Genomic DNA, 26,012 nt, shown 5'->3' on the forward strand with positions numbered 1-26,012 from the left:
CTATTTAATTGGGAATGCCGTAATAATCCCTTCACCAGCTGGTTCAACAATAACTCTAATTTTAACTCCATCAATATAGCCTTCTACTTTGAATCTACTCGGAACACCTTTTTTAGTATATAAACTTCCTTGAGTTCCCGTTTGTTGAATCCATTTCAAGCTTGGATCTGTAGCCACATTAGAGACAGCATCAAGAATTTTCTTTTCTCCCCAATGTACAGGAAATTTAGATTTTTCATTAAAGATTCTCATTAAACCAAATTTATGACCACCACCTGTTTCATCGCCATATAACATATGTTTTGCTCTTTGAGTATTTACAAGGGAAGCCATATTTTTTCTAGCATCAGTAAGACTAGATATTTTTGTACTAACGATTTTTCCTGCTGGATAGCCTGTTGCCCCCAGAACCATATGAAAACGGTCCAAAGATATAACTAAATCTCTCGCTTCTTCAACAGAAATGCCTTTCCCTTTTGCAACTAATTTAGCTCGTTGCTCAAAATCTAAAGCAACACCTGTTTTGTCATATAACAGTTCATTAAATTTGTGGTAGTCACTCACCAGAATATTGCTATAGTTTCTCCAAGTTTCATTTGGATAACCTTTATGATAGCCTTGTTGAATAACGAGTGCTTCAGCAACAGCATTTTGACAACCATTGCTTGTAATATCGCTCTTACAAGCGGTGATGACTTTTTGGTCGTTTGCAATATCTTCTGTGTCTAAAACTTGCTTACGAGCTAAATCCACTTCTGTAGCAATACCCAATTTAATTCGGTTTTCAATTTCAAAACGCTCTTTGGCTTTATCTGCACTCAGATAATTATTCTCCACCGCCCGTTTCCCAATCTCAGCCCCTGAGATAAAGTCTGCCGTGCTGTCCCCAGTCACGCCACTAGCTAACCCAGCCGCAATTTGGCTTAGATTTGCAATGTTTTGTTTTTGGCTATCCGTGAGATTTTCAGCGTTGTCCGTATTGTAGAGCGCTTGAATTAAGTAAGGGGCAGCTGCCTCTGCCGTAAATGCACCCAACGCACCAGCTGTTGCATTGTTGCCCGTGATATGGGCTTCCACTGCACCTAATACGGTGTGGGCTATTAAATTGGCTTCGGTGTTATCACCTGTTTGCTCTTTAATCAGCTTATTCGCATAAGGTGAAAGTAACCCAACTGCCGCTTGGTTGGCATTGCCTGTTGCTAAGCGTTGCAGTGCTGCTGTCGCTGCACGAATGCCCATTTGTAGATTGCTGCCTAAGCCGTATTCCGCCTCAATTGCTTGGGCTTCTGCTTTAAGTTGGGCCGATTTCAGTGGGTCGGATTTTTCAATCTTTTCTGCCTCTTGCCGTTTTTTATTCGCTTCTTCTAAATGCGGTTGCACCAAGCGGTTTGTCCAAGATTGAGAGAGCTCTCCGATAACTTGTGCCGTTTCCTGTTTTTCTTGAATTGCAGATAAATCCGCTTTTTTGACCGCTTGATTGGCGTTTTCGGTGTCTCGATTTAGGCTTTGGAGTATCTCTTGTGCGGTTTTGCCTGTTTTCTGTTTTTGGGCTTCGCTATCGGTAATCGTGAGATTGATGTTATCGCTTATCGCTGCCTTCGTTTGACTGCGTTCGCTTTCGCTCATATTCCCCAACGCACTTAATGCGGCCCCCATTGCAGACGTGGCTATTTTCGACATCTCCGAACTCATACTCACTGAGACCGAGCTGACTTTCACATCACTGCGGTTCTCAATCTCTTCCGTGGTGAGTGTGCTAGTTGTCATTTGGTGGTTTGCTTTGTCGCCTTGAGCATTAATCATTCCACCTTTGATATGCGTGTTTTCTTGCACATTAATGTTGGCGTTTTCTTGAATGTTAAAGCCAGATTGTTGATTGACTTGGGCATAGTTGACCTTGGCTTTGTTTTGGCTTGCCTGTGAAGATAGCCCCCATCCACTGCCATAAATGGCCACCGAGCCACTTACGCCCCCTTGGGTCTGTTTGCTGTCATATTTTTCTGTGTCTTGCACACTTTCAATATGCAGATTTTTCGTATCAAGTGATAAATGCTTAACATTTGCGACCGCCCCTTTAAGCGTAGTCGTCTCTTTAGCTTTGATTTTTAGGCTGTCGCTGTTGATTTCGGTCTGGTTTTGAACGGTGGAATCACTGTTGGAATGCCCTTTGCCCACATTCACCGCACCTTCCACACCAAAGCCAGTGGCGCCTTGCGATTTACCCACAAAAAACCCAACATTCCAACGGTTGCTTTTGTTATCGCTTCGGTTGGTTTGGCTGTTTGTCGTGCCAAGCAGATTGACATTGTTGCCCTCCAGCTCAGTATGAGTGGCATTGATTATTGAACCTACAATGATATTATCGCCCTCTGTGGTTCGCACAATGGCTTTTCCTGCATTCAACTCACTGCCTTTGTGCGTGGTTTGTTGCGTGTGGCTGGTGGAAACCGATTGATTTGAGCCAATGCTGACTGAGATTTTAGCCTCGCTATTTGCCTGTTTTTCTACGCTATCACCATTTGATTTCAGTGCGTCAATTACTTTTGTTGCGTGCTGTAACGTCTCATAGGCTTCATTCGCGGCTTTTACTTTTAACACGTTACTTAAACGTTCATCTTGTACTTTTTCAGCACGGTTAAGTGCTTGTCTTACAGCCATCACGCCATCGGTTACGGCTGAACTAAAGGTAATACTTAAGCCCGATTGTTTCTGTTCGTGGCGTTCTTTTGAAGAAAGCGTATCTTTGCTCGCACCAATATAGGTCGATTTACCTTCCACTAAAATCTGTTTGCCTAGCTCTTTAGAAACAATCGCATCTACACCGGCAAGCTGTGCGTGATTACCGGCAGATACCGTAATATTGCCGTTTAAACTCCCCAAGGTGCTACGGGCTGCACTGCCTTGCCAGCCTTCTATTTCGTGCTCGTGTGTTTCTGATTTCTTGCCAAAAGTAATGCCAATGCCGCTGCCAGAGAATACGCCCGATTTGGATTTTTCTTCAAAATGTGTTGTTTTAAAGCGATTGATGTCACTACCTATCGTCACATTATTGCCGCCTTGAATAATCAGGTCGTTATCGGCTATTGCTTGTAGATTGTGGGCTTCTACATTATTACCTGCGGAAAGAATAATTTCTCCGCCCCCTAATTTAGTCCCCACTTTTAAGGTTTGTTGGTCTGTGTCTAGCGAGGTTTTCTTCGAGCTGCCGAAAGCACCACTGCTTTTTATGCGGTGATACTCCGCATAATCACTGGAACGTGTCGCACTGCCTAGCATGATGTCATTTTCAGCCAATGCAATCAGTTTCTCTTTAGCTGCTAAATCAGCCCCTTCGGAATAAATATCTCTAGCAACCAGTGTCACATTGCCATTGCCTCTAATATTAGATACAACCACATCATTCACCGACTCATTGCGATAGTGGTTTCCTCCGCCCATTTTCTCATTAAAGCCCACCTGTAAAGCGGTCAGATTTAACAGATTTTTTGCAGAAAGATAAGTGCTGCCTTGCCCGTCATTAATGACATCAGCCCCAGATATATCAATGTTGTTCGTATTAATCTGTAATCTGCCGTCCTTGCCTTTAACGTGGAGTAGTCCTTTGCGGGCAATTGTCGTATCTGTACGTTGGTAGTCTGCCTCGTTCACTTTTGTTGTATGGGTGGCGCTACGGTGGGTAAAGTTACCGGCTATATTTAATAAAATGGCTCGGTCTGCTTCAATCGTGCCGCCGATATTCTCAACCTTTCCACTGATATTGCCAGTAATTGCCCCTGCTTGAATTGTGCCACTGTTACGGATACTGTTGCTGTCAAACTGGACTAATTCACGGCCGGCAACGGTGCCGCTATTAATAAACTCACCGCCTTTATGGGTAATTTTATTGCCAGAGAGTAGAGTAGCATTACCAGTAATATCGCCTTTTTTCGCCATAGCATACACTTTCGGTACAAGCACTGTTTCAACCTTACCGTTTGGTAGCTGAACAGACTGATTTTCAAACCAGACAATATCGGTGGTGAGTTTTGCAACTTGGCTTGGCGAAAGGGTAATGCCTGGGCGTAAGTTGAATTTTTGGGCGAAAGTAACGCCTGCATCCATTAAGTGGCGGTATTGAGTATCAAAGTCTGTATAGTTGCCTACAAATTGTCTGCCGGTTAAGCGGTTGATCTGCTCACGGATTAAACGTTGCTCGTAAAAACCATCACCAATACGTTTTTGCATTTGGTTTGGCTCGTAACGGAGAGCATTAAACATATAGTCAGAACTTAGCCAACGTTTTTTATCCGTAAAATGAGGGTCGGTTTCAATTAATACGCGGCTGCTTGGCTCAGGATTTAGCCGATAAAGCACGTTTTGTGGAATAGCTAAATTAGGCTGAATGCTACGAACTTCAACATTATTTGCTAAGCTAATTCGCTCTAACTGGCGTGTATTCGGTTTTTTCGAACTCAAAAAACCAATTTCTCCTGCTAAGTCTTGTGAATGTATAGGTTGTTTTTCACCAGACCACACTTGGGCTGTATTCACATTGTGGTTGCTACTTAACGTTAACGGCGTAAAGGCAATATTAGCTTGACTTTCTAATTCACCGAATGCCTGTTTGCCTACGCCAATCAGCTCTTTACCGCCCTCAACCTTGATTTCAGTGAGAGAAAGACGATGATTTGTGCCTAATTTAAGTCCTTCGGAAGCTTGTTTGTGTGCGTTAAAATTAACATTCTCCTCAACTCGATAAACGTCCATATCGAAAGGAGTGTCAATAATCCGTTTATACGTTCCGTAATTTTCCCATTTACGCTGGAAATAGCGCTTAAGACCTCCACGCCATTTATCAAAAGTAAACACTTTTTCACCTGTATCAGTAATGCGGTGTAGCCCTTCTTCTCCAATATTTTTAATGTCATTTTCTAATAACATCGCTTTCCCTGACATTACCGTACTACGTGCATTAGTGAATGATTGGCTGTTAGACTTTAACTCCCCGCCTGCCAAAATTTGCCCTGCAACGGTTTTAGTCACTTTACTTTCATCAACACGGTGATTATTGATATGTAATTGCCAAAAATCACGATAATATTTATTTGCTAAATCACCGAGTCTATTACGATTATGCTTTTCTATTCCAGCATCCACTTTATTGATACTATCTGCATTTTCTCTTTCCCAATCTTCTAAAGGCTTGATGTGCTCTACATAATAGCTCCATTTTACTTTTTGAGCCCGATAACGTTTACTACTTGAAAATCGTAATGGTCGAGAGGGTCTTTTAAATGCACCATCTTCATCAAACCATTCTCTTTCAACAAACCAAGGTTGCTCGGTTAAATCATCAAATGGGAATTTGGGTTGTGGTGTTGTCGGTGGAGTAGCCCCAAAATAACCCCAAATTGGGCTATCTTTACCATATTGTCCCGCTGGAGTGTAACTACAACTTTCTTTTCCATTAATGTAATCACAATTTACTTGATTGCGAATCGCTAATGGTGTATCTGGGGTGATTACATCACTAGCTTTTAATACTACTGGCTCTGCACCATCACTTTTATAAACTAATTGTCCAGCACGGCTCCAGCCTGCCCAACGCAGTAGTTTCATCGGAATATGTGGGTCGTGATGATTAATACCTGATTTATCGCCATTTAACGCATTAGTAAATTTTTCGACTAAATTACCTCGTGCATCACGATGCATTGGCACAATATAAGTTTCACTTATCCGTCTATCTTCTAGTTTTGTTACTTCTGTGGGTTGCCCATCTTGTTGAACGTGTTCAACCTCGAAATGTCTATTGTTGTTGTGAATCTGTTTCACATTTAGTGCAATAGTACCTTCAGATTCAATAAGACTGCTGCTATTAAGCAATGAATCTGCCTGACCCTCCGCGCGCTCTTTTGCATTTAACTCCCGACCAAAGGTCATATTACCCACACTAAACAAGGTTGAGCCTACTTGGTTATCCGATAAATAATGTGCCGTATCATTGATAATTTCACGACCAGCAATATCTAAATTACCACGAGCAGCCACCACTGCCGATTTAATCATTTCATTACCATAATCTTTATCACGGTTTTCAATGATGTCTGCCTGCAGGGCGACATCATCGCCGTAAATTCGTCCATTACCTATATTTAAGAGGTGTCCGCCTGCTTTCACAAGGGTTTTTGCATTATCTGCTAATCTAATACTGTTAATTAGCCCTTCATTTGTTACATTTCCCTTGGCAGTCAGTCGAGTCAAAGCACTACTGATTCGTCCATCAAGTCCGTTGATAATGTGATAAGCATTTAGTGTCACACTTTCATCTGCGTACAAATCGTGTTGATTAGTTAGATTGCCCAAAGTCGTAATTGAAAGGCTATTTTTAGCATTAATATGCTTACCCGTTACAAAATCTTTTTGCTGAGTAAGCAGGATATCGCGTCCTTCAATATGCCCATTCGTTGTCATCTCATTTGCAAAAATCGACAAAAAATTGACCGCTTGTAAGCGTCCATCTTGATTATTAACCAGTAAACCCTCTCCTTTAATTGCCAGATCCTGTTCGCCTGTGATCTTCCCTTGCTGATTGTTCAACACATCTTGAATGTTAAAACGACTGCGTACACGGCTATGAATTTGACCTTGTTGGTTATCAACCCTTTTTGCAGAAATATCCAATACAGAGGCTAACACACCCTGTGTCATTATTTCTGATGATGATTGAGTATGACGGTTATCTAGTTTTTCAGTATGAATCGTTAGCTCATTACCACTTTCAATTAATGAGCCTGTGCTTCCTACTTTTTGGTTGTTAATTTCTTTTGTGATATTTAAGGTCAGTTTATCTTTTGTGCGAACCTCGCCATCACTGTTATCCAACTGATTAGCGTTAATTGCCATTTCACCTAATCCGTGAATTTTACCGTTATTTTTGTTATTAATTAGTCCTGTAATCTGTAACTTGCCTTGATTTTCTGCATAAATCACCCCTTCATAGTTGGTGATCGTCCCTGCCTCCATTTTGAGGCTATCTTGACTAATTATTTTCCCTTGTTGGTTATCTAATGCGTGTTGTTGTAAATCAAGATGAAGTAAACCTTGTTCGTTATAAACTATACCTTGTTGATTATTTAATCCATCAGCAAGAATATAAGTAGCCTGTTTCGCCGTGATATTACCTTGAATATTATTGATTTTTTCAACCATTTTGAGTAATACGTTGCCTTTTATTGCTCCAATATTTCCCGTTTGGTTGTTTAAGTGATGAGATTTGATTTCAAGCCTATCATTCGCCTTTATTTGACCTTTTTGGTTATTTAAAGTGTCTTTAGCGTCAATATTCAGTGAGAGGTGGGCTTGCAGTAGGCCAGATTGGTTATCTACGGATTGTGCACTGATCGAGGTTGTCTCAGCATTCATTCTGCCTTTTACATTGCTAAGATGCTGGCTTACGATTGCCTTTTGTGAGGCGAGAGAGGCAAGCACACCAGCGTCATTACCAATAGATTGTGCATTAATAGTTTGGCTATTTCGGCTAAGCACATAGCCCTCTCTATTTAAGAGTTGCTGTGTGTTTAGTGCTAATTGCCCCAACGAGATAATACCTTTTATTTGTGGTACTTGTGAGTCAGTTTTAGTTTGCTGGTTATTTAAATGGCCTTGATGTGTGTTAATCACCATATCTTGACGACTCTGAATTAAACCTGCTTGGTTATTAAGTTCGCTACTTTGAATGGTCAAGTTTGCACCTGCACTTAATTTACCTTGTTGGTTTATTAATGAGTGTTGCTGAGTGTCAATCTTCAAATCGCCTTGTTCAGCCATTAGCACAGCATCACGATTATTCAACTGTTTACTACGAATAACCGCATTCTGTTTTGCCACAATTTCAGCATGCTGATTGTCTAAGTTCCCCGCTGTAGTAATATAGACATTTTTTCCACTCAATTGGCTTTGTTGAGTTGAATAAGTTTCTCCATCCACTTTAACATTTAATGACTGCTCAGCTTTTACTACACCGTTTTTTTGGTAAAGATTACTGATAGTTGCAGTAATATTATGCTTAGAGGCAATCGCGCCTTCATTGTTACGGACTGTGCCCGCATTTAAGTTTAAATCGGAACCTGAAGAAATGACCCCTTGCTGATTAAATAGCGCAGCTGAGCCTAGCTGAATACTCGCTTGCTGTGCTGATTGCAGATAGCCTTGTTGATTATTTAGCTCTCCTGCAGCAATCTTTAAGGTTTGTTGGCTTATAATCGTGGCTAAAGTGTTGTTGATAGAGTGATGATGAGTATTGAGGTTCACACCTGTTTTTCCTTGCACGACCCCTTGTTGATTATTTAACGCACCACTCTCAACACTAACGGTTTGCCCTGAAACGATTTTACCTTGCTGATTATTCATGCTTTGTTGCTGCGTATTAATGCTTAGATGACCTTGCTCTGCTAATAATAAACTTTGCTGATTATTCAAGCCTTGGCTTTTCACGTTCAAATGATGAGTCGCTGAAATCTCGCTATTCGTATTGACAAGACTACGAGTAATCGCAAGTGTGACATTATCCGCTGTAATCACACTTTGCTGTGTAGAGTCTAATTGACCTGCATTGATGATTAATTCTCTTGCACCTATTTTGCCTGTTTGTTGTTGTAAACTACCTATTATTGAAATATTCGCATTTGATTTTGCTGAAATAATGCCACGATCATTTTTAACGGACTGTGCAATAAACTGGATACCTTGATTAGTTTTCATCAAACCCTGAGTATTATTTACCGCCAATACATTCATCTTTAAATGATGTTGGCTTGCAATATAACCTTGCTGATTAGCTACATTACCGCTATTAAGCGTTAGATTGCCAAGTGCAATAATGCCTTTATTCGGAGAAAGGGTATTATCATTTGTCAGTTTTTGGGTATGCGTATTCAACACAATGTTATTTTCACTATGAATTGCACCTGTTGTATTATCTATTTCACCACTATTAATAGTGATCTCTGATTTGGCGAGAAGCTTGCCTGATTTGTTCGTCAATTTTTGCTTAGCAGTATTGATCATAATCGCATCTTGCTGACTTGCGATCTCGCCACCCGTGTTGTCAAGTTGCTGGCTTGAAATGACGATATTTTGTTTATTTGCTTGAATGAGGCTATTTAAGTTTTCTAGCTGATTAGCCACATTTAATGCAATGCTGTCTGCAATAATTTGACTCTTATCGATACTTTTAATCTGTTGAGAGGTAACATTTATATGCTCTGCCTCAATAACCCCATTTTGCTGACGTAAATTCCCTAAAAGGGCAATCTCTGCGTGCTTATTCGCTTTGATTTTACCGCCGCTATTGATAATATTCGCACTATGTAAAGTTAAATTTTGTTGGGTATAAATTAGACCTTGTTGACTATCAATATCCGCCGTGTTTAGATGTTGCTTACCACCACTGACAATCCGCCCTTGTTGATTAGCTATATTGGCTGAGCGAATATCAAGCGTACCCCGTGCCACAATCCCTTTATCTTGAGTGTCTGTTAAAGTTTGTTTATTAGATAAGGCTTGTTCCTGCGTATGAATAGCAATATTGTGATGAGATTGAATTAAACCACGCTCATTAAGTAGCTCACCAGAGGTTATCGTGAGATTTTGATTCGATAGCAATATACCATCGCTTGAATCAACCTTGCCCTTGCCTGCATAAATATCAAGTCTGCCATTTGCCAATAAACGGCCTTGTTGGTTATTCAGCCCATTCGCTTTAATGGTTAAATTACCTTGGGTTTTAAAGGTGCCTCCGTTATTTTGTAACGTATCAGCCACGTCTAGCGTTAATTCATCTGTGCCAGTTTGTTCCCAAGTAGCATTTTGGGTATTAAGAGAACGTTGCTTGGTCTTAATGCTTTCTGCTTTTAAGTAGCTGTGTTGGGTTTCCAGTGCTGTTGGTGTGGTTAAGGTTAAATCCTGACGTGCCATCACAACTGATTGATTGGCTTGAATAGGACCTTGAGATGCCGTGACATTGATTGAATAAGCCGATGTGTGGCTGTTATCTAAATGGGCGTCTGAGCTAGAGATATTAAGTTTACCCGAGGCAATGTTTTTGCCTTGTAAAGTGGTTGTGCCTGAAGTGGTAATGGAAATATGCTTACCCTGTGTAGATGTATGTTCAAGCGTACGCACTTCACCCTGTGCACTATCTTGTACATCAACACCTGCCGCGATAAGTGAACGCGTTGACGCAGTGAGGGTGGGGGTTTTATAGGTGATATTGCCTTTTGCCACGGTTTCACCGTGTTGGGTAATGCCTTGTTGTGCCGTTTTATGAATGTGACCTGCACGTGCAACAATTGAGCCATCTTGCCGAATGTCCGCAAGGGTATTGAGCGTAATATCCCCTTGGCGGTTCTCCATTTTGCCACGGTTTTCAATCCCTTGACTGGCGGTAAGTAGCATCGGTTTAGCTGCATTAAGTGTACCGGTATTGACAATTCGCCCTTGGCTATCAATTTGCAGGGTGTCGGCACTCGCACCAATATGCCCCGCATTACGTACACCCACGCCATTTTCCGTGCCGATAAGATGAATTTTGCCCGAGTACATTCCGCCCAACTCACCCACGTCAATCGCCCATTGTGGCTTAGCCTCTTCTGCAAGCGGTTGTTTTGTGTGGACAATTTGCAAATTTTTGTCGTTTTCTGACCGCTTGATGGTATTTTTACCCGTGATAACGTTAGTCTCTTTTTTCGACCAAATGCCTGCATTAACCTCGGCTTCTCGGGCGAGAATTTCAGTGTAATCCACACGGCTATTATCCATTCCTTTGCCTGAGACGCTTACCTTGCCTTTTTCCACCACAAAACTTTCAAGGTTGCCACTCACAATCTGTGGCTTGCCTGTGGTAAAGGTTGCTCGGTTTGAATGGATAATGCCGCAGCCCTCACAATGTAAGCCTGACGGGTTGGCAATAATCACCTCCGCCTTTTTACCTGCCACTTCCACATAGCCTTTTAACACAGAAGGGTCGGACGAATTCACCTCATTTAAAATCACTTTCGCCTCACCGCGTGCCAGGTAAGGGTTGCCGGTAATATAGCCTGCCAATTGAGTTTGAGTGTGTGTGTGGCTGTTGTTGAGAATCGCCCCTCGGGTATCGACATCGAATTTTGAATATTTATTATGCGAAAGCCCTTTATCGTTTGGGGTTTGGATATTGATTTGAGGCAGACCATTTGCGGTTTGCAGAATAATGGGTTGCTCACTTTTAGGGGCGGATTTATCCGCTTGAATAATGAGATTCGCCAGCGCTGAATCTGAAAATGCCACAAAGCCCAAGGCACAAAATAGGCTAAAGACAAGCGGTCGGATATGGGCAAAAAGTTGCAAAAACGTGGAAGGGGATTTTTCAGTTGATTTACCCTCAGACTTTGCGAGTTCAGAGGTCACCACTACGCGCTGTAAGGTTTTGCTGAAAATCACACGAAAGCATTGTTTGTTCATATTCAATTCCTTTATGTTGTAGAAATAGTGGGTAAATCCACCCTACGAGAAATATAAAACCCTATGTCATTAAAAAGGGTAATTTAAATTAAAACCTGCCACGGTATCGGAGGTGCTAAACCCTTCTGGTTTACGCACAGGTTTACCCACAAAAACATCATAAGACATCCCTTTGATATTGCCTCGCAAGCCTAATGCTGCCCCCATTAAATGATGCCCCAACTGATTTTTAGTTGACCAACCCATTACCCGCCCGCTGTCTAAAGCAAAATAAAGTTGATGACCTAGGCGATTGACCTGCCACGCTAATTCATTACGCCACAACCAACCGCGTTCGCCTGTAAGGGTTAATTCGCCATCAAAACCACGCACGGTATAACGTCCACCAAGCGAAAAGCGGTCTTGCAAAATGAGAGGGGTTTTATTCCATTGAGCATTCACACTAGTTTGCCATTGCCACGATTGTGTTCCCCATTGAAAAGGCTTCGTTAAACTCACACTTGCCGTGATGATTTTGGGGCGGGAAGTGCCTTCGCCAAATAGCTCTTCGGGGGAAGATAACGCACCACGAGCCGCCGTTCCCCGTTTGAAATTTGCCGAAAGTTCCAGTGTAGCTGTAGGGAAATATTCTTTATGATTAAATCCGGCTTCCCAACCGGCCATTCGCCGTTTTTGCACCTCAATTTCCGCACCGTCAATATAGTTTTGCGATTGGCGAGACCAAAGTGACGCGGAAATCGTCGTTTTACGCACACTATCACGGTAAAGCAAATAAGACAGCGTGAGTTTGTCGTTATCACTTACACCTGAATAACGATAGCTATTATCAAAAGCACCAAACACTTCTTGGTGATAACGGCTTTGGTTGTGAGAGAGGGCTAAATGCCAATAGCCAAACGGAATAGAGTAATACAATGTTAGATTTTTGCTGGCACGACTACCTTTATCATCGCCTTTTTGCTTGAGGCTGTGGGTAAATGAGGTGTAAAACAGGTCGTTGGCTGAAAAAATATTATCTACAGAAAGGGTCGCTGAAGCTTGCAGTTTACCTGTTGATTTTGAGCCAGCATCATCCAGCCCTAAATTCAGCCTAAACGGAAAGGCTTGTGCATAGCTGATTTTTAAATCACTGTCACCGACTGAGGCTAAATCCCCTTCACTCGGTAAAATCTCAATATTGGCTTCTGCTGTGGGGACACGTTTTAAATTTTCAAGCGATTGCTCAATATCTCGGATATTGAGTAAATCACCAGAATCAAAGGTAAAACCCGTTAAAGCATGCAAGGTAGTAAAACGCGGAACATTCCCACTATCTACCACGATGATGTTGCGAACGTTACCTAAAATGACGGTTAAATGGAGTTTACCCCCACGCAAATCTTGTTCTTCAGTAACAACTCGTGTCGTCACATAGCCTTTCTCAATAATATTGTTTTGCACCTGCTTCATTAAAATACCCAAACCGTCACCACCAAAACAGTGTGGCAACCTTAGGTTTAAATCATTCACTGCTTTATCAAATGCCCATTGAAATTGGCTTTGTGAAGAGGTTGAGCCGTAATCGGTAAGTGAAATTTGGTGAATAAGGTAACAAGGGGATTCGTGATGAGGAAGGGATAGTGTTTGATGAGTAGACGTATCTAATCTCACCTCCACTGAGCGCTGAATTTGTTTTTGTTGGGCTTGGTGATGTTGTTGCTGGCGTAATTTTTCGGCAGCATCGAATTGGTTTAACTGAGGTAAGTTTTGAGGTTGGTTTGCAACAGAAAAAGTTGACGCTACGGAAAGCACCACTATTGTACAAAGATTTTTGTAGAACGCATCCATACAGTGAATTTTTATATTGTATTTAATTTAAATATTAATTATAAACGTCTAAGAGCACATTATCAAATAGTTACATATTGAATTAGTCAAACAAAAAGATAAGAAAATGTAGCAGAAACATAGAATTGAGTCTTTGTACAGCTGCTAAATAATGTTGCTACTTTTTACAAATTTCATAAGAAATTCGACCGCTTGTTTTCTTTTCGTTAAAATAGCCGTCAAAATTACTTTTCAATCGGTCTAATGAAACTCAATTCTCAACAACAGCAAGCGGTGGAGTACACCAGTGGCGCTTGTCTTGTGCTAGCGGGGGCTGGCTCGGGCAAAACTCGGGTGATTATTAACAAAATCGCTCATTTAATTGCACATTGTGGCTATTTGCCCAAACAGATTGCAGCAGTCACATTTACCAACAAGGCAGCTCGTGAAATGCGGGAGCGGGTGGCTCACTCCATCGGGAAGGAAAACAGCAAAGGGCTGACGATTTCGACTTTTCACACGCTCGGTTTTGATATTTTAAAGCGTGAATACAAGTTACTCGGTTTTAAATCGGGTATGACGTTGTTTGATGAACACGATCAAATCGCGTTGCTTAAACATTTATTGCCCGAAAATGTGACGGAAGATAAAGATTTACTCAAAGCGTTAATTTCTTCTATTTCAAATTGGAAAAATGATTTGCTTTCGCCTGAAATGGTCATCGCTCAAGTTCGTGATGAGCGTGGGCGGGTGTTTTCGCATTTTTATCAACGCTATCAAAATCAGTTGAAGGCTTATAATGCCTTAGATTTTGATGACTTGATTATGCTGCCAGTGTTGTTGTTTCGTCAATTCCCAGAGGCGAAAGAACGCTGGCAAAACAAAATTCGCTATTTGTTGGTCGATGAATATCAAGACACTAACACGAGCCAATATGAGTTAATTAAATTGATTGTGGGTAATGAGCCAAATTTCACCGTAGTGGGCGATGATGATCAATCTATTTATTCGTGGCGTGGGGCGAAGCCTGAAAATATGCAACGCCTGCGTGAGGATTTTGATTTAAAAGTGCTCAAACTGGAGCAAAATTACCGCTCTAGCCAACGAATTTTACATTGTGCCAATATTTTAATTGATAACAATGAGCATTTATTTAGCAAACGTCTGTTTTCTGAGTTAGGAGAGGGCGAAAAACTGAGTGTGATTGAGGCAAAAAATGAGGAGCACGAGGCGGAACGGATTGTTGGAGAGTTGATTGCTCACCGTTTTTCTCGCAAAACTAAATATAAAGATTATGCGATTTTGTATCGGGGCAATCATCAATCCCGTTTATTGGAAAAATTGTTAATGCAAAACCGCATTCCGTACAAAATTTCGGGAGGAACGTCGTTTTTTGCTCGGGCAGAAATCAAAGATATGATGGCGTATTTGCGTTTGTTGGTGAATCAAGATGACGATGCAGCATTTTTACGCATTGTGAATACACCAAAGCGTGAAATTGGGGCAGCAACGTTGGAAAAATTGGGGACGCTTGCCAATGAAAAACAGGTAAGCTTGTTTGAAGCGATTTTCGATTTTGAACTCATTCAACGTTTAACGCCGAAGCCTTACCAAGCCTTGCAAGATTTTGCAAGTTGGATTGTGGAAATTGCTGACCAAGCGAAACGCTCTTCTCCCATTGAGGCAGTAAAAGATCTGCTAGAAAAAATGCAATATGAAGCCTATTTGTATGAAATGGCAACAAACCCGAAAGTGGCGGAAATGCAGAGCCGTAATGTTCAAACTTTATTTGAATGGGTGCAGGGAATGTTAGAGGGAGATGAAATTGAAGAGCCTATGAATTTGGTGCAGGTGGTGAATCGATTAACTTTACGAGATAGGCTAGAGCGAGGCGAGGACGAGGAAGATGCCGATCAGGTGCAATTAATGACGCTCCACGCTTCTAAAGGATTAGAATTTCCATACGTTTTTTTAATCGGAATGGAGGAGGGCATTTTACCGCACCAAACCAGCCTTGATGAAGATAATATAGAAGAAGAACGTCGTTTGGCTTATGTAGGTATTACTCGAGCTCAGCAAATGCTGACCTTTTCATTTTGTAAAGAACGTCGCCAATATGGAGAAATTATCAAACCAGAGCCAAGCCGTTTTTTAATGGAATTACCGCAAGACGATTTAGTTTGGGAAAGTAATAAACCAAGACTGACAGAAGAGCAAAAAGAGGCAAAATCTTCAGCCAATATTGCGAATTTAATGGCGATGTTGAAAGCAAATAAGAAATAAGCACAAGCGGTTAAATTTTGAAAGTTTTTTGCACATTTTCATTAACATTTGACCGCTTGTATGTGAGATAATTTGACTTATCTCAATAAATCTGCGGAATACCTATGTTCAATTATTACATTGTGGATTTTGACGTTATAGACTAAAAGGGTCTATATAGGAGAAACAAGATGGAATTAAAAACGGTTATTGAGCAACGCAAAACTATTAAAGCGTTTAATCCGACAGTGAAAATTAGCCGTGAGAAGCTGCAAGAAATGTTAATGTTAGCACAGCTTGCGCCTTCTAAGGCAAATTTGCAGCCTTGGCGATTTGTGGTAGTTGATGATGAAGCACTCAAAAAAGAGCTATCTACTCAGGTTGCATTTAACGGCCCGCCGTGTGAAACCGCTTCCGTTGTCGTTGTGGTCTTGGCAGATTTACACTATGAAAAATTATTAGACGATCTTGTTGATCAGTCGATAGAAAAAGGTTGCTTGCATCAAGATTTCCGTGATCGGAAAATTGATTTTTTACTAGGGCTTCATCAACAATTAACGGAATTGGATATTCGCGATCAAGTTTTAATTGATAGCAGTTTAAGTGCGATGCAACTTATGCTAATTGCCAAAGATAAAGGATACGATACTCATGCAATCGGAGTGTTTAACCGCAGTGCAGTAGTTAATTTACTTGATATTGACAATAATCGTTATTTACCTGTAATGTTGTTAGCCATCGGGAGGGCTGCAAATCCACCATTACTAAGCTGTCGTTTGGGGTTAGAATATACAGTGTCTTGGAATAATGGGAGAGGATTTAAAAAGTAATACATATCTTACGGTGGCCAAATTTCTTTATTTTTTGCCAAAAACTGTTAGAATTTGACCGCTTTTATGACGATATTTTAGATGTAAAGTATTAAAACTTTAAATCGAATTCTTGGCAAAATGATGTTTTCTAGTCACTGGCTGACGTAATTTGATTACAAAATACATTTTGAGTGAAAGCGATTATCATAAAATTGCTTTATAATTTTAAACTTGATTGATAAGAGGAAGAGAATATGGCTAAGCATTATGATTATCTTGCGATTGGCGGTGGCAGCGGTGGCATTGCTTCTATTAACCGTGCCGCAAGTTATGGCAAGAAATGTGCAATTATTGAAGCAAAACATTTAGGCGGAACCTGTGTGAATGTGGGGTGTGTACCGAAAAAGGTGATGTTCTATGGTGCTCAGATTGCAGAAGCTATTCAGCATTATGCGCCTGATTATGGTTTTGATATTTCTGTTAATCACTTTGACTATGGCAAATTGGTAGAAAACAGACAGGCTTATATTAAGCGTATTCATACTTCTTATCATAATGTACTCAGTAAAAATAATGTGGATATATTAAATGGTTTTGCTCGTTTTACAGATGCAAAAACTGTGGAGGTCAGCTATGAAGATGGCTCGAAAGAAGTAGTCACTGCAGATCATATTTTAATTGCAACAGGCGGTCGCCCAGCTCTTCCTGATTTAGACGGTGCAGAATATGGTATTACTTCAGATGGCGTATTTGCGTTAAATACGTTACCAAAATCGGTTGCAATTGTTGGTGCTGGCTATATTGCAGTAGAATTATCTGGCGTTTTTAATAGCTTAGGCGTACAAACGCATTTGTTTGTGCGTAAAGATAGCCCAATGCGTCAGCAAGATCCATTAATTATTGAAACCTTGGTAGACGTGTTAGCTGAAGATGGCATTGAGCTTCATACTCAAGCCGTGCCGAAAAAAGTAGTGAAAAATCAAGATGGTTCCCTGACTTTAACACTAGAAGATGGGCGTGAAACAACAATTGAAACTTTAGTTTGGGCAATTGGACGAGAACCCGCTACTGATGCGATTAATTTAGATGTAGCTGGTGTTGAAACCAATGAGCGTGGTTTTATAAAAGTAGATAAATTCCAAAATACTAACGTGCCAAATATATATGCGGTTGGCGATATTATTGAAGGCGGCATTGAATTAACGCCCGTGGCAGTGGCAGCAGGCCGCCGATTATCAGAGCGTTTATTCAACAATAAACCCAATGAGCATTTAGACTATAACTTAGTGCCAACCGTCGTATTTAGTCATCCGCCAATTGGGGCGATTGGTTTAACGGAGCCTCAAGCTATTAAGCAATATGGGGAAGAGAATGTAAAAGTCTATAAATCTTCTTTTACCGCAATGTACACTGCAGTTACTCAATATCGCCAGCCTTGTCGAATGAAATTGGTATGCATCGGTAAAGAAGAAAAAATCGTTGGGTTACACGGTATTGGCTTTGGTGTTGATGAGATGATTCAAGGGTTTGCGGTTGCGATTAAGATGGGGGCAACAAAGGCTGATTTTGACAATACTATTGCAATTCACCCAACTGGTTCGGAAGAATTTGTTACAATGCGATAATTAAAAATATGAAGGTATCACTTAATTTAGTTGCTTTATGTTTGTTGACGGTTGGAGAAGCTTATGCTCAGACGCATAATAAAGTCAATATAAGTGAACCAATACAACAAGAAAATAAACCGAGATTTAAAATTTCTGAACGTAGAATACTAATACCAACTAAAGAAGAGCAGGTGAGTAGTTTTTCGATGGAGGAATTGCGTGTAGGTATTCAGCGAATTCTTGATAAAGCAGAGATACAATATTATAAATCTCAATGCCGATATGCTTTTATGTCTGACAGAGAGGTAATTGAACACCGTTGTGAAACTAAAAAAATTGCGATGCCAGACTAAAAACGGAGCCTATGCTCCGTTTTATTATGCTTATTCGCCTTGAAATAAGAATGGATTTACTCCACTTCTTGATAAGCCTTTTTGCTCCATTTCAGAATCTAAAAATAGGCTGGCTAAATCGTCAGCGACAGCTTCAACGTTAAAGTCTTTATCTTGATAAAGCACTTTTAAGTAAGAGTGGCAATCTCCGCAGCTTTCTGCTTTAACTGCCGCCTCTACGCTATTTAGGCTCCAATAATCTAATTTACCCGTTTCATCACAATTGGTGCATTTTGAACGCACAATATGCCATTCACTTTCGCATAAAGAACAGTGTAAATAACGCAACCCTTGTACTTCACCGAAATGAATAACACTGCTAACAGGTGCGGAATTGCATACAGGGCAAAAATGTTTATGACCAACCTCAGCTCTTGTATTGCGAGGTAGCTGTTGTGCTAGTTGTACCCAATATAGCGAAAGAGCCGCCCAGATAAATACAGCTTTATCTGCAGGCACCAGTTCATAATGCTCATTTAGAAGATTATCTGCTAAGTTTTCTAATTCAGAAATTGAGGCTTTTTCCAACCATTCTAATGTTGGTAGAATGGTATCGTTAGCGTAAGATTTGAATTTTTGAATAATCGCGAAGAGCAACTCTCTCCATTCGTCGCTACGTTGAAAATTTTTGCTGTTTAGCGGTTTATCGCCTTGTGTTAATTCTACACAAGCGGTTATTTTTTCAGAATGATTTGCAATGGGTCTGCTAGTGAATAATTCAAGTTGAATATCTACTAAATGGGCGGTAAATTCCATATAGTCGCTAAACGGATTTTCTTTAGCTAATTCTCGTAAACGCTTTGCACGGCGGGAATAGAGATTTTTAGGGTTAGCAAAGAGTAATTCGGGTTGTTGAAATGAATTTGCAACTTGTTGAATTTCATTTTGTTGTAAAATTTTGATACTCATAACGATCCTAAGTCATAAAATAAAAGTGCGGAATTCTCCGCACTTTGTGTGATTATTAGACAGTGTTATTTTTTAACGTGTTTGTCGATTTCCGGTAATATTTCTTCACGATACCATCTTGGGTGATGTTTTTTCGCCCAGCGAACAGTTACCCAACCTTCAACCATACCTCTGATTGAGCCTTTTACCCAGAATGCCATATAGATATGTACTAGAATGCCAGTAAATAACATAAATGCCATTGTAGAGTGAAGTAAAATCGCAATTCTAATCACAGGAATGGAAAAATATTCTGAGAAGAATTGTCTCCACATAATAATCCCTGTAATTAAGAGAGTAAACATAGCAATAATCAGCGTCCAGAATAGTAATTTCTGACCTAGATTATATTTGCCGTTATCTGCAACAGCGTGTTCGTTACCTTTTAACACCTCAACAATGCCTTTTGCCCAGCGAATATCGTTTTTCTCAGGAATATTATGATGCCAGTACATTAATGCAACAATGCTAAATGCAATAAACATAATGATCCCCGTGAAGGGGTGTACCGCACGAGCAATTTGTGGCGTGCCTAAGATCTCTGTTAGCCAGGCAAAATCAGGGAAGAAGAATGCTACACCAGTAAACATCGTCATAAAGAATGAGATCACGAGAAACCAGTGACTAACACGAGCTAACGGCTTATGACGAACGATTTTAGTATCATTCGTAACGATGTATGGCTTACTCATCTCTATCTCCTTCTCTAATATTATGGTGATGATCTTCCACATCTTCTTCAACGTTTGGACCAACGGTTACATAGTGTGCTACTTCCGCTAATGCTAAGCCACCTAATGCAACAGCTGCAACTGGTTTTAAGATGTCTTTCCATAAAGTGATGGTTGAGTCAATTTTCGGATCCTTCGGTAATCCAGAGTAAAGTTCTGGCTTGTCTGCGTGATGTAAAACATACATAACGTGTGTTCCACCGACACCTTCTGGATCATAAAGCCCTGCATTTTCATAACCACGTGCTTTAAGATCTGCAATACGTTGTTCGGCGTAGAACTTCATTTGTTCTTTGCTACCGAAGCGAATTGCGCCTGTTGGGCAAGTTTTCACACAAGCGGGCTCTTGACCTACAGTGACACGATCCACACATAATGTGCATTTGTAAACACGATTATCTTCTGGATTCATGCGTGGGATATTAAATGGACAACCCGCGATACAGTAACCACAGCCTATACATTTATCAGATTGGAAGTCCACAATACCATTAGCGTATTGAATAATTGCACCTGGAGATGGGCAAGCTTTTAAACAGCCTGGCTCAGTACAGTGCATACAACCATCTTTACGAATGAGCCACTCTAAGCGGTCATTTTCTTCAACTTCGTTGAATTTCATCACCGTCCACGCTTTTGCATTCAGATCAGCTGGATTATCATACACACCGACACAAGCAGCATTGACATCAGAGCGGATATCATTCCATTCTGAGCAACCTACCTGACAGGCTTTGCAACCAATACAGGTAGTGACATCAATTAATTTCGCCACTTCCACCTGGTGGGAACGAGCCTGCGGTGCTGGTGTTAAACCAGAAGTTGCGGAGATCTTAATAATGTTTTGAGATTGAACTACACCCATTTTTAGCCTCCAATTCTCTCAATGTTTAACAACATACACTTCGATTCTGGCGTATTAGAACTAGGATCGCCCGAGCGTACTGTTAGGTTATTAGCAAAATAACCTTTTTTCGCTCCAGTAGTTGCTGCAAATCCCCAGTGAATCGGAATACCGATCGTATGAATTGGCTTGCCGTCAGACACTAATGAGCGAATACGTTTAGTCACTACTGCAACCGCTTTAATTTCGCCACGTTTAGACCAAACACGGACTTTATCACCATTTTTAATGCCTTTTTCTTCAGCTAATTTCTCGCTGATTTCAACAAATTGCTCTGGTTGAGCAATCACGTTGAGAAGCACATTTTTCGTCCAATAGTGGAAATGTTCGGTTAAACGATAAGTGGTACCAACGTATGGGAATTCATCACTTGTACCTAAATCCTCTTTATCCGTTGGTAAAATACGAGCAACAGGGCTGTAAATTACATTAGGATGTAATGGGTTAGTGCCGATTGGTGTTTCTAATGGCTCATAATGTTCTGGGAATGGGCCATCAATCATACGCTCACGCACGAATAAACCAGATACTCCCTCTGGTTGCATAGTAAATGGCATTGTTGGAGAGTTTGGAGGTGCAGTACCGAAGTCAGCAACATCAATATAGTTCCAGTTTTTACCATTCCATTTCACTAATTGACGTTTTGGGTTCCACGGCTTACCGCTTAAATCTGCTGAAGCACGGTTATAAAGAATACGACGGTTTGCAGGCCATGAAAATGCCCAGCCTAAGGTGTTACCCAAACCAGATGGATCTGAATTATCACGATTAGCCATTTGGTTACCTCTTTGAGTCCATTGACCAGTATAGATCCAACACCCACCAGAGGTTGTACCATCATCACGCATTTGACCAAAGCTTGAAAGTAATTCGCCTTGTTTAACAAGAATATTGCCATTAGCATCTTTAACATCAGCTAAGGCATAACCGTTATTTTCTTTTGCAATTTCCTCTGCTTTCGGCTCTAACGGATTTGCGTAGTTCCAGGTCATCGCTTCGAGTGGTTCTAGCGGTGCTTTACCACCTTCTTTATGATAGAGGTGGATTAACTCCGCTCGAATTTCAGACAAGATATCAACATCTGGTTTTGCTTCGTGTGGAGCATCAGCCGCTTTCCAGTGCCACTGTAGCCAACGACCTGAGTTTGCAATAGAACCATCTTCTTCTGCGAAGCAAGTTGTTGGTAAACGGAATACTTCAGTTTGGATTTCTGCAGAATTTACATTATTGAACTCGCCGTGGTTTTTCCAGAATTCAGACGTATCGGTAATAAGCGGGTCAAAAATGACTAAATATTTCAAATTACTTAACGCTTTGATAATTTTCTGTGAGTTCGGGTAAGAGGCAACAGGGTTCATACCTTGACAGAAGTAACCATTGATTTTGCCTTCATACATTTGCTCAATGAAACGGAAGTGGTCGATGCCCCCTTTTTGTAACTTCGGCAGATAGTGGAAACCAAACTCGTTTTCAGCGGTTGCGTTATCGCCATAGAATGATTTCATCATACTGATGAAGAATTTCGGTGCATTTACCCAATAGTTGACCTGGTCTGCTCCCATTGCTTTCGGTGTAATACGTGTTAAGAATGCTTCTAATGAAACATCGGTTTCGCTAGGCAGTGGTAAGTAAGCTGGAAGCCGTGCTGGGAATAAACCTAAATCAGTAATACCTTGCACGTTTGAGTGACCACGTAATGCGTTTACGCCACCACCCGACACACCGATGTTACCGCACAATAGCTGGATCATCGCCATAGAACGGATATTTTGCGAACCAACGGTATGTTGTGTCCAACCTAACGCATAAAGGAAAGTAGCTGCTTTATCTGGAGCAGAGGTTTTCGCAATTTCTTCACAGAAAATCAAGAAATCTTTTTGTGGTGTGCCTGTAATACGCTCAACCATTTCTGGCGTATAGCGAGAAACGTGTTCACGTAGCATATTCAGTACGCAACGAGGATCTTGAAGGCTCATATCTCTTAACGGATTGCCTTCTTCATCCATTTGGTAAGTCCAAGTAGATCTATCTTTATAGGTACGCGTAGCTTCATCATAGCCAGTAAATAGACCGTCTTCGAATTTGAAGCCTTCGTGTATTAAGAAAGTTGCATTGGTATAGTGTTTAACATATTCGTGTTGAATTTTATCGTTTTTTAACAAATAGTTTATCGCACCTAGTAGGAACGTAATATCCGTACCTGAACGTAATGGCATATAGATATCAGCCACCGCAGCACTTCGGTTAAAGCGTGGATCTACCACCATTAACTTAGCACCATTTTGTTTTTTCGCTTCAATTGCCCAGCGGAAACCTACAGGGTGAGCTTCAGCGGCGTTACCGCCCATAACAATAACGAGATCAGAGTTTTTAATATCAACCCAGTGGTTGGTCATCGCACCGCGACCAAATGATGGAGCAAGACTTGCTACCGTTGGTCCGTGTCAGATACTCGCTTGGTTATCGGTAAATACCATACCGAGAGAGCGAACCCATTTTTGGGTTAATAAACCAGTTTCGTTACTACAGGCAGAACCTGCTAAGAAGCCAGCGGTTAACCAGTGATTAACTGGTGTACCTTCTATATTTTTTTCAATAAAGTTAGCATCACGGTCGTCTTTAATGTGGCGAGAAATACGTTCAATAGCCTCATGCCAAGAAATTCGTTTCCATTCGCTTGAGCCAGGCTCTCGCACCTCAGGATAATGTACACGGCGGTCACTATTTACATAGTCTAACGCGCCTGCTCCTTTAGGACATAATGCACCACGGCTAACAGGATGGTCAGGATCGCCTTCAATATGGAAAAGTTTCCCTTTACTATTCATTGCTTGTCCGCCTAAAGAATACATTAGCATTCCGCAGCCTACAGCACAGTAAGTACAGGTTTGGCGAGTTTCTTTCGCTCTTAAGAGCTTATATTCGCGAGGGGCTGCTAATGCTGCTGTTGGTGCAAAACCTAACATTGCAGCAGAAGTGCTTGCCATTCCACCTGCACAGACCTTAAAGAACTTACGTCTTGAGATCTGCATAATCACTCCAAATCATATAAATGGTAAATAAAAGTAAATGTGATCAAAAAATTGATTTAATAAATCTCTCGAAGAGGTGTATTATTTTCCTGCTAATGAAGGAAAATGAACATACTCTTTTTGGGTAAAAAATAGGCTAAACACCAAAGAAATTTGTTTTAAACCAAATTTAAGCCGCATAATGATACAACTTTTTAACAAAATAAACTACTTTTAAGCATACAAGAGATAAATATTGTGAATAAGATCACAAAAATAGAGGTTAAAAAATTATTATTCTTAACAACTGGGCTGGAAAAGCAATATTGTGAGGATAATTTGATTTCAGAAGTACCCGTTGCGCTAGTTTATAATGGGATTTCGCATACAGTTATGATGGCAACGCCTTCAGATTTAGACGACTTTGCGTTAGGTTTTTCTTTGGCAGAGGGAATTTTGAATGCCCCACAAGAGCTATATGGGCTAGATATTATTGAGCAAGAACAGGGAATAGAAATTCAGCTCGAAATTTCTACGCGTCAATTCGTAGAATTAAAAGAGAAACGCCGTTCAATGGCTGGGCGAACAGGCTGCGGAATTTGTGGTGTTGAGCAATTAGAGCAAGTCCATCAAAGTTGCAAAATTGTTAAAAAAAATAACCGCTTGCAGGGCGTTAATCCGCTAATTTTAGCATATTGTTTAGCACAACTAGAAAATGCTCAATCTTTATCAAAGGAGACGGGAGCAAGCCACGCGGCCGCCTTTTTCAGTATTGATGGAACATTGTTGGCTATTCGTGAAGATGTTGGGCGGCACGTTGCCTTAGATAAGTTGATTGGCTGGTATGCTAAAGCAGGTTTCCCTAATGGTTTTGTCTTTGTGACCAGTCGAGCGAGTTTTGAAATGGTGCAAAAATGTTTGGCAGTGGGGATTGAAATGTTATGTGCGATTTCTGCTACTACAGAAATGGCGACTAAAATGGCTCGTGATAATCAATTCACTTTATTAGCTTTTGCTCGCAAGGGGAAAGCCACAATTTATTCAGGCGCGGAGAGATTGTTTCTTAAATAGTTATGGACATAGCAATTTTATTGGCAGACAAAATTTTACAGCTTACCTTAATGGTATTGCTAGGCTATGCGATTGTAAAAACGAAACTGTTAACCTCAGAGCAAAGTTATCCTATTTCAATTATTGGGTTATATATTATTAGCCCAGCAATGCTGATAACTGCATTTCAAGTTGATTACACCTCTGAAACGCTTAACGGATTATACCTTGCGTTTTTTCTCTCAATTATCTTCAGTGCTTTGTTGATTTTCTTAGGCTGGCTACTCAAGAAAACGGCAAAATTAGATAATATTGAACAAGCTACGTCTATTTATTCCAATTCTGGCAACTTGATTATTCCGATAGTCACTTCTCTTTTAGGAAATGAATGGGTTATTTATTCTACAGCATTTATTGTGGTGCAGACCGTACTTTTTTGGTCGCATTTGCGGACATTAATATGTGGAAAGGGAACGGTGCCGTTGCGAAAAGTCATCTTCAACATCAATATTATTGCTATTGTTGTTGGGTTAATGTTATTTCTATTACATATCAAATTACCAACAACGATTGCCAGTACCTTATCCAGTTTAGGTTATATGATAGGGCCTTTATCTATGCTTGTAGCAGGAATGCTCATTGCGGCGGTTCCATTTAAAGAAATTATTACCGATAAGCGGATTTATCTAGTCACTTTCCTGCGTTTACTTTTTATTCCTTTGATTTTATTGCTTGTGATTAAATGGTGTGGCTTTGAAAATTGGGTTATCAATGGTGACATTATTGTGATGATTACTTTCCTCGCTACAATTAGCCCCTCAGCGGCAACAGTAACCCAAATGGCGGTTGTTTACGGGCAAGATGCCAAAAAAGCGAGTGCGATTTATGGCGTAACGACATTATTGTGTGTATTTACAATGCCATTTATTATCTGGCTTTATCTAATTATTTAAGTGTTAAGTGGCAAGCGGTGAGATTTTTGCAAAATTTTGTAAAAATCTCACCGCT

At 40.6% G+C, this 26,012-nt stretch carries 12 protein-coding genes; 6 read left to right on the plus strand and 6 right to left on the minus strand.

What is annotated here, in order from left to right:
• Positions 1–11,481, minus strand: a complete 11,481-nt coding sequence (locus HV560_RS05695; protein WP_176812361.1) for a two-partner secretion domain-containing protein — start codon at positions 11,479–11,481, stop codon at positions 1–3.
• 69 nt (positions 11,482–11,550) lie between these two features.
• Positions 11,551–13,308 carry a ShlB/FhaC/HecB family hemolysin secretion/activation protein gene (locus tag HV560_RS05700; protein ID WP_176812362.1) on the minus strand — a complete coding sequence of 586 codons (1,758 nt, stop codon included), beginning with the start codon at positions 13,306–13,308 and terminating at the stop codon, positions 11,551–11,553.
• A gap of 243 nt (positions 13,309–13,551) precedes the next feature.
• Here HV560_RS05700 and rep point away from each other — a divergent pair, with 243 nt between their 5' ends.
• From rep to HV560_RS05720, 4 genes are all read left to right on the plus strand, one after another.
• Positions 13,552–15,570, plus strand: coding sequence for a DNA helicase Rep (gene rep, locus HV560_RS05705; RefSeq protein WP_176812363.1), 2,019 nt, complete (start codon positions 13,552–13,554; stop codon positions 15,568–15,570).
• Positions 15,571–15,740: 170 nt separating this feature from the next.
• Positions 15,741–16,379, plus strand: a complete 639-nt coding sequence (locus HV560_RS05710) for a nitroreductase family protein (RefSeq protein WP_176812364.1) — start codon at positions 15,741–15,743, stop codon at positions 16,377–16,379.
• 236 nt (positions 16,380–16,615) lie between these two features.
• Entirely contained in the window at positions 16,616–17,986 is a 1,371-nt protein-coding gene (gene gorA / locus HV560_RS05715) for a glutathione-disulfide reductase (RefSeq protein WP_176812365.1), read from the plus strand.
• A gap of 8 nt (positions 17,987–17,994) precedes the next feature.
• On the plus strand, positions 17,995–18,321 hold the full coding sequence (locus tag HV560_RS05720) for a hypothetical protein (protein WP_176812366.1): 327 nt from the start codon (positions 17,995–17,997) through the stop codon (positions 18,319–18,321).
• 30 nt (positions 18,322–18,351) lie between these two features.
• Here the strand turns inward: HV560_RS05720 and fdhE are convergent, their stop codons facing one another.
• The 4 genes from fdhE to fdnG all read right to left on the minus strand — a co-directional run bounded on the left by fdhE (position 18,352) and on the right by fdnG (position 23,975).
• Positions 18,352–19,269, minus strand: a complete 918-nt coding sequence (gene fdhE / locus HV560_RS05725) for a formate dehydrogenase accessory protein FdhE (protein ID WP_176812367.1) — start codon at positions 19,267–19,269, stop codon at positions 18,352–18,354.
• A gap of 65 nt (positions 19,270–19,334) precedes the next feature.
• Complete coding sequence (locus tag HV560_RS05730) at positions 19,335–20,000, minus strand: formate dehydrogenase subunit gamma (protein WP_176808076.1); 666 nt, start codon at positions 19,998–20,000, stop codon at positions 19,335–19,337.
• Positions 19,993–20,904, minus strand: coding sequence for a formate dehydrogenase subunit beta (fdxH, locus tag HV560_RS05735; RefSeq protein WP_159629317.1), 912 nt, complete (start codon positions 20,902–20,904; stop codon positions 19,993–19,995). Before fdxH ends, HV560_RS05730 begins: the two co-directional genes overlap by 8 nt.
• A 2-nt stretch (positions 20,905–20,906) precedes the next feature.
• Positions 20,907–23,975 carry a formate dehydrogenase-N subunit alpha gene (gene fdnG / locus HV560_RS05740; protein ID WP_176812368.1) on the minus strand — a complete coding sequence of 1,023 codons (3,069 nt, stop codon included), beginning with the start codon at positions 23,973–23,975 and terminating at the stop codon, positions 20,907–20,909.
• 237 nt (positions 23,976–24,212) lie between these two features.
• Between fdnG and fdhD the strand changes: the two genes are divergently transcribed.
• Both fdhD and HV560_RS05750 read left to right on the plus strand, forming a co-directional pair.
• Entirely contained in the window at positions 24,213–25,025 is an 813-nt protein-coding gene (gene fdhD, locus HV560_RS05745) for a formate dehydrogenase accessory sulfurtransferase FdhD (protein WP_176808078.1), read from the plus strand.
• 2 nt (positions 25,026–25,027) lie between these two features.
• On the plus strand, positions 25,028–25,957 hold the full coding sequence (locus tag HV560_RS05750; RefSeq protein ID WP_176812369.1) for an AEC family transporter: 930 nt from the start codon (positions 25,028–25,030) through the stop codon (positions 25,955–25,957).
• The last annotated feature ends 55 nt before the right edge of the window (positions 25,958–26,012 follow it).

Source organism: Mannheimia pernigra, from assembly GCF_013377995.1.
In the GTDB taxonomy this organism is placed as follows: domain Bacteria; phylum Pseudomonadota; class Gammaproteobacteria; order Enterobacterales; family Pasteurellaceae; genus Mannheimia; species Mannheimia pernigra.

Bases quoted from the DNA above. Each gene is read 5' to 3' on its own strand.
- HV560_RS05695 (WP_176812361.1), bottom strand. From the start codon at position 11,481: ATGAACAAACAATGCTTTCGTGTGATTTTCAGCAAAACCTTACAGCGC.
- HV560_RS05700 (WP_176812362.1), bottom strand. From the start codon at position 13,308: ATGGATGCGTTCTACAAAAATCTTTGTACAATAGTGGTGCTTTCCGTA.
- rep (WP_176812363.1), top strand. From the start codon at position 13,552: ATGAAACTCAATTCTCAACAACAGCAAGCGGTGGAGTACACCAGTGGC.
- HV560_RS05710 (WP_176812364.1), top strand. From the start codon at position 15,741: ATGGAATTAAAAACGGTTATTGAGCAACGCAAAACTATTAAAGCGTTT.
- gorA (WP_176812365.1), top strand. From the start codon at position 16,616: ATGGCTAAGCATTATGATTATCTTGCGATTGGCGGTGGCAGCGGTGGC.
- HV560_RS05720 (WP_176812366.1), top strand. From the start codon at position 17,995: ATGAAGGTATCACTTAATTTAGTTGCTTTATGTTTGTTGACGGTTGGA.
- fdhE (WP_176812367.1), bottom strand. From the start codon at position 19,269: ATGAGTATCAAAATTTTACAACAAAATGAAATTCAACAAGTTGCAAAT.
- HV560_RS05730 (WP_176808076.1), bottom strand. From the start codon at position 20,000: ATGAGTAAGCCATACATCGTTACGAATGATACTAAAATCGTTCGTCAT.
- fdxH (WP_159629317.1), bottom strand. From the start codon at position 20,904: ATGGGTGTAGTTCAATCTCAAAACATTATTAAGATCTCCGCAACTTCT.
- HV560_RS05750 (WP_176812369.1), top strand. From the start codon at position 25,028: ATGGACATAGCAATTTTATTGGCAGACAAAATTTTACAGCTTACCTTA.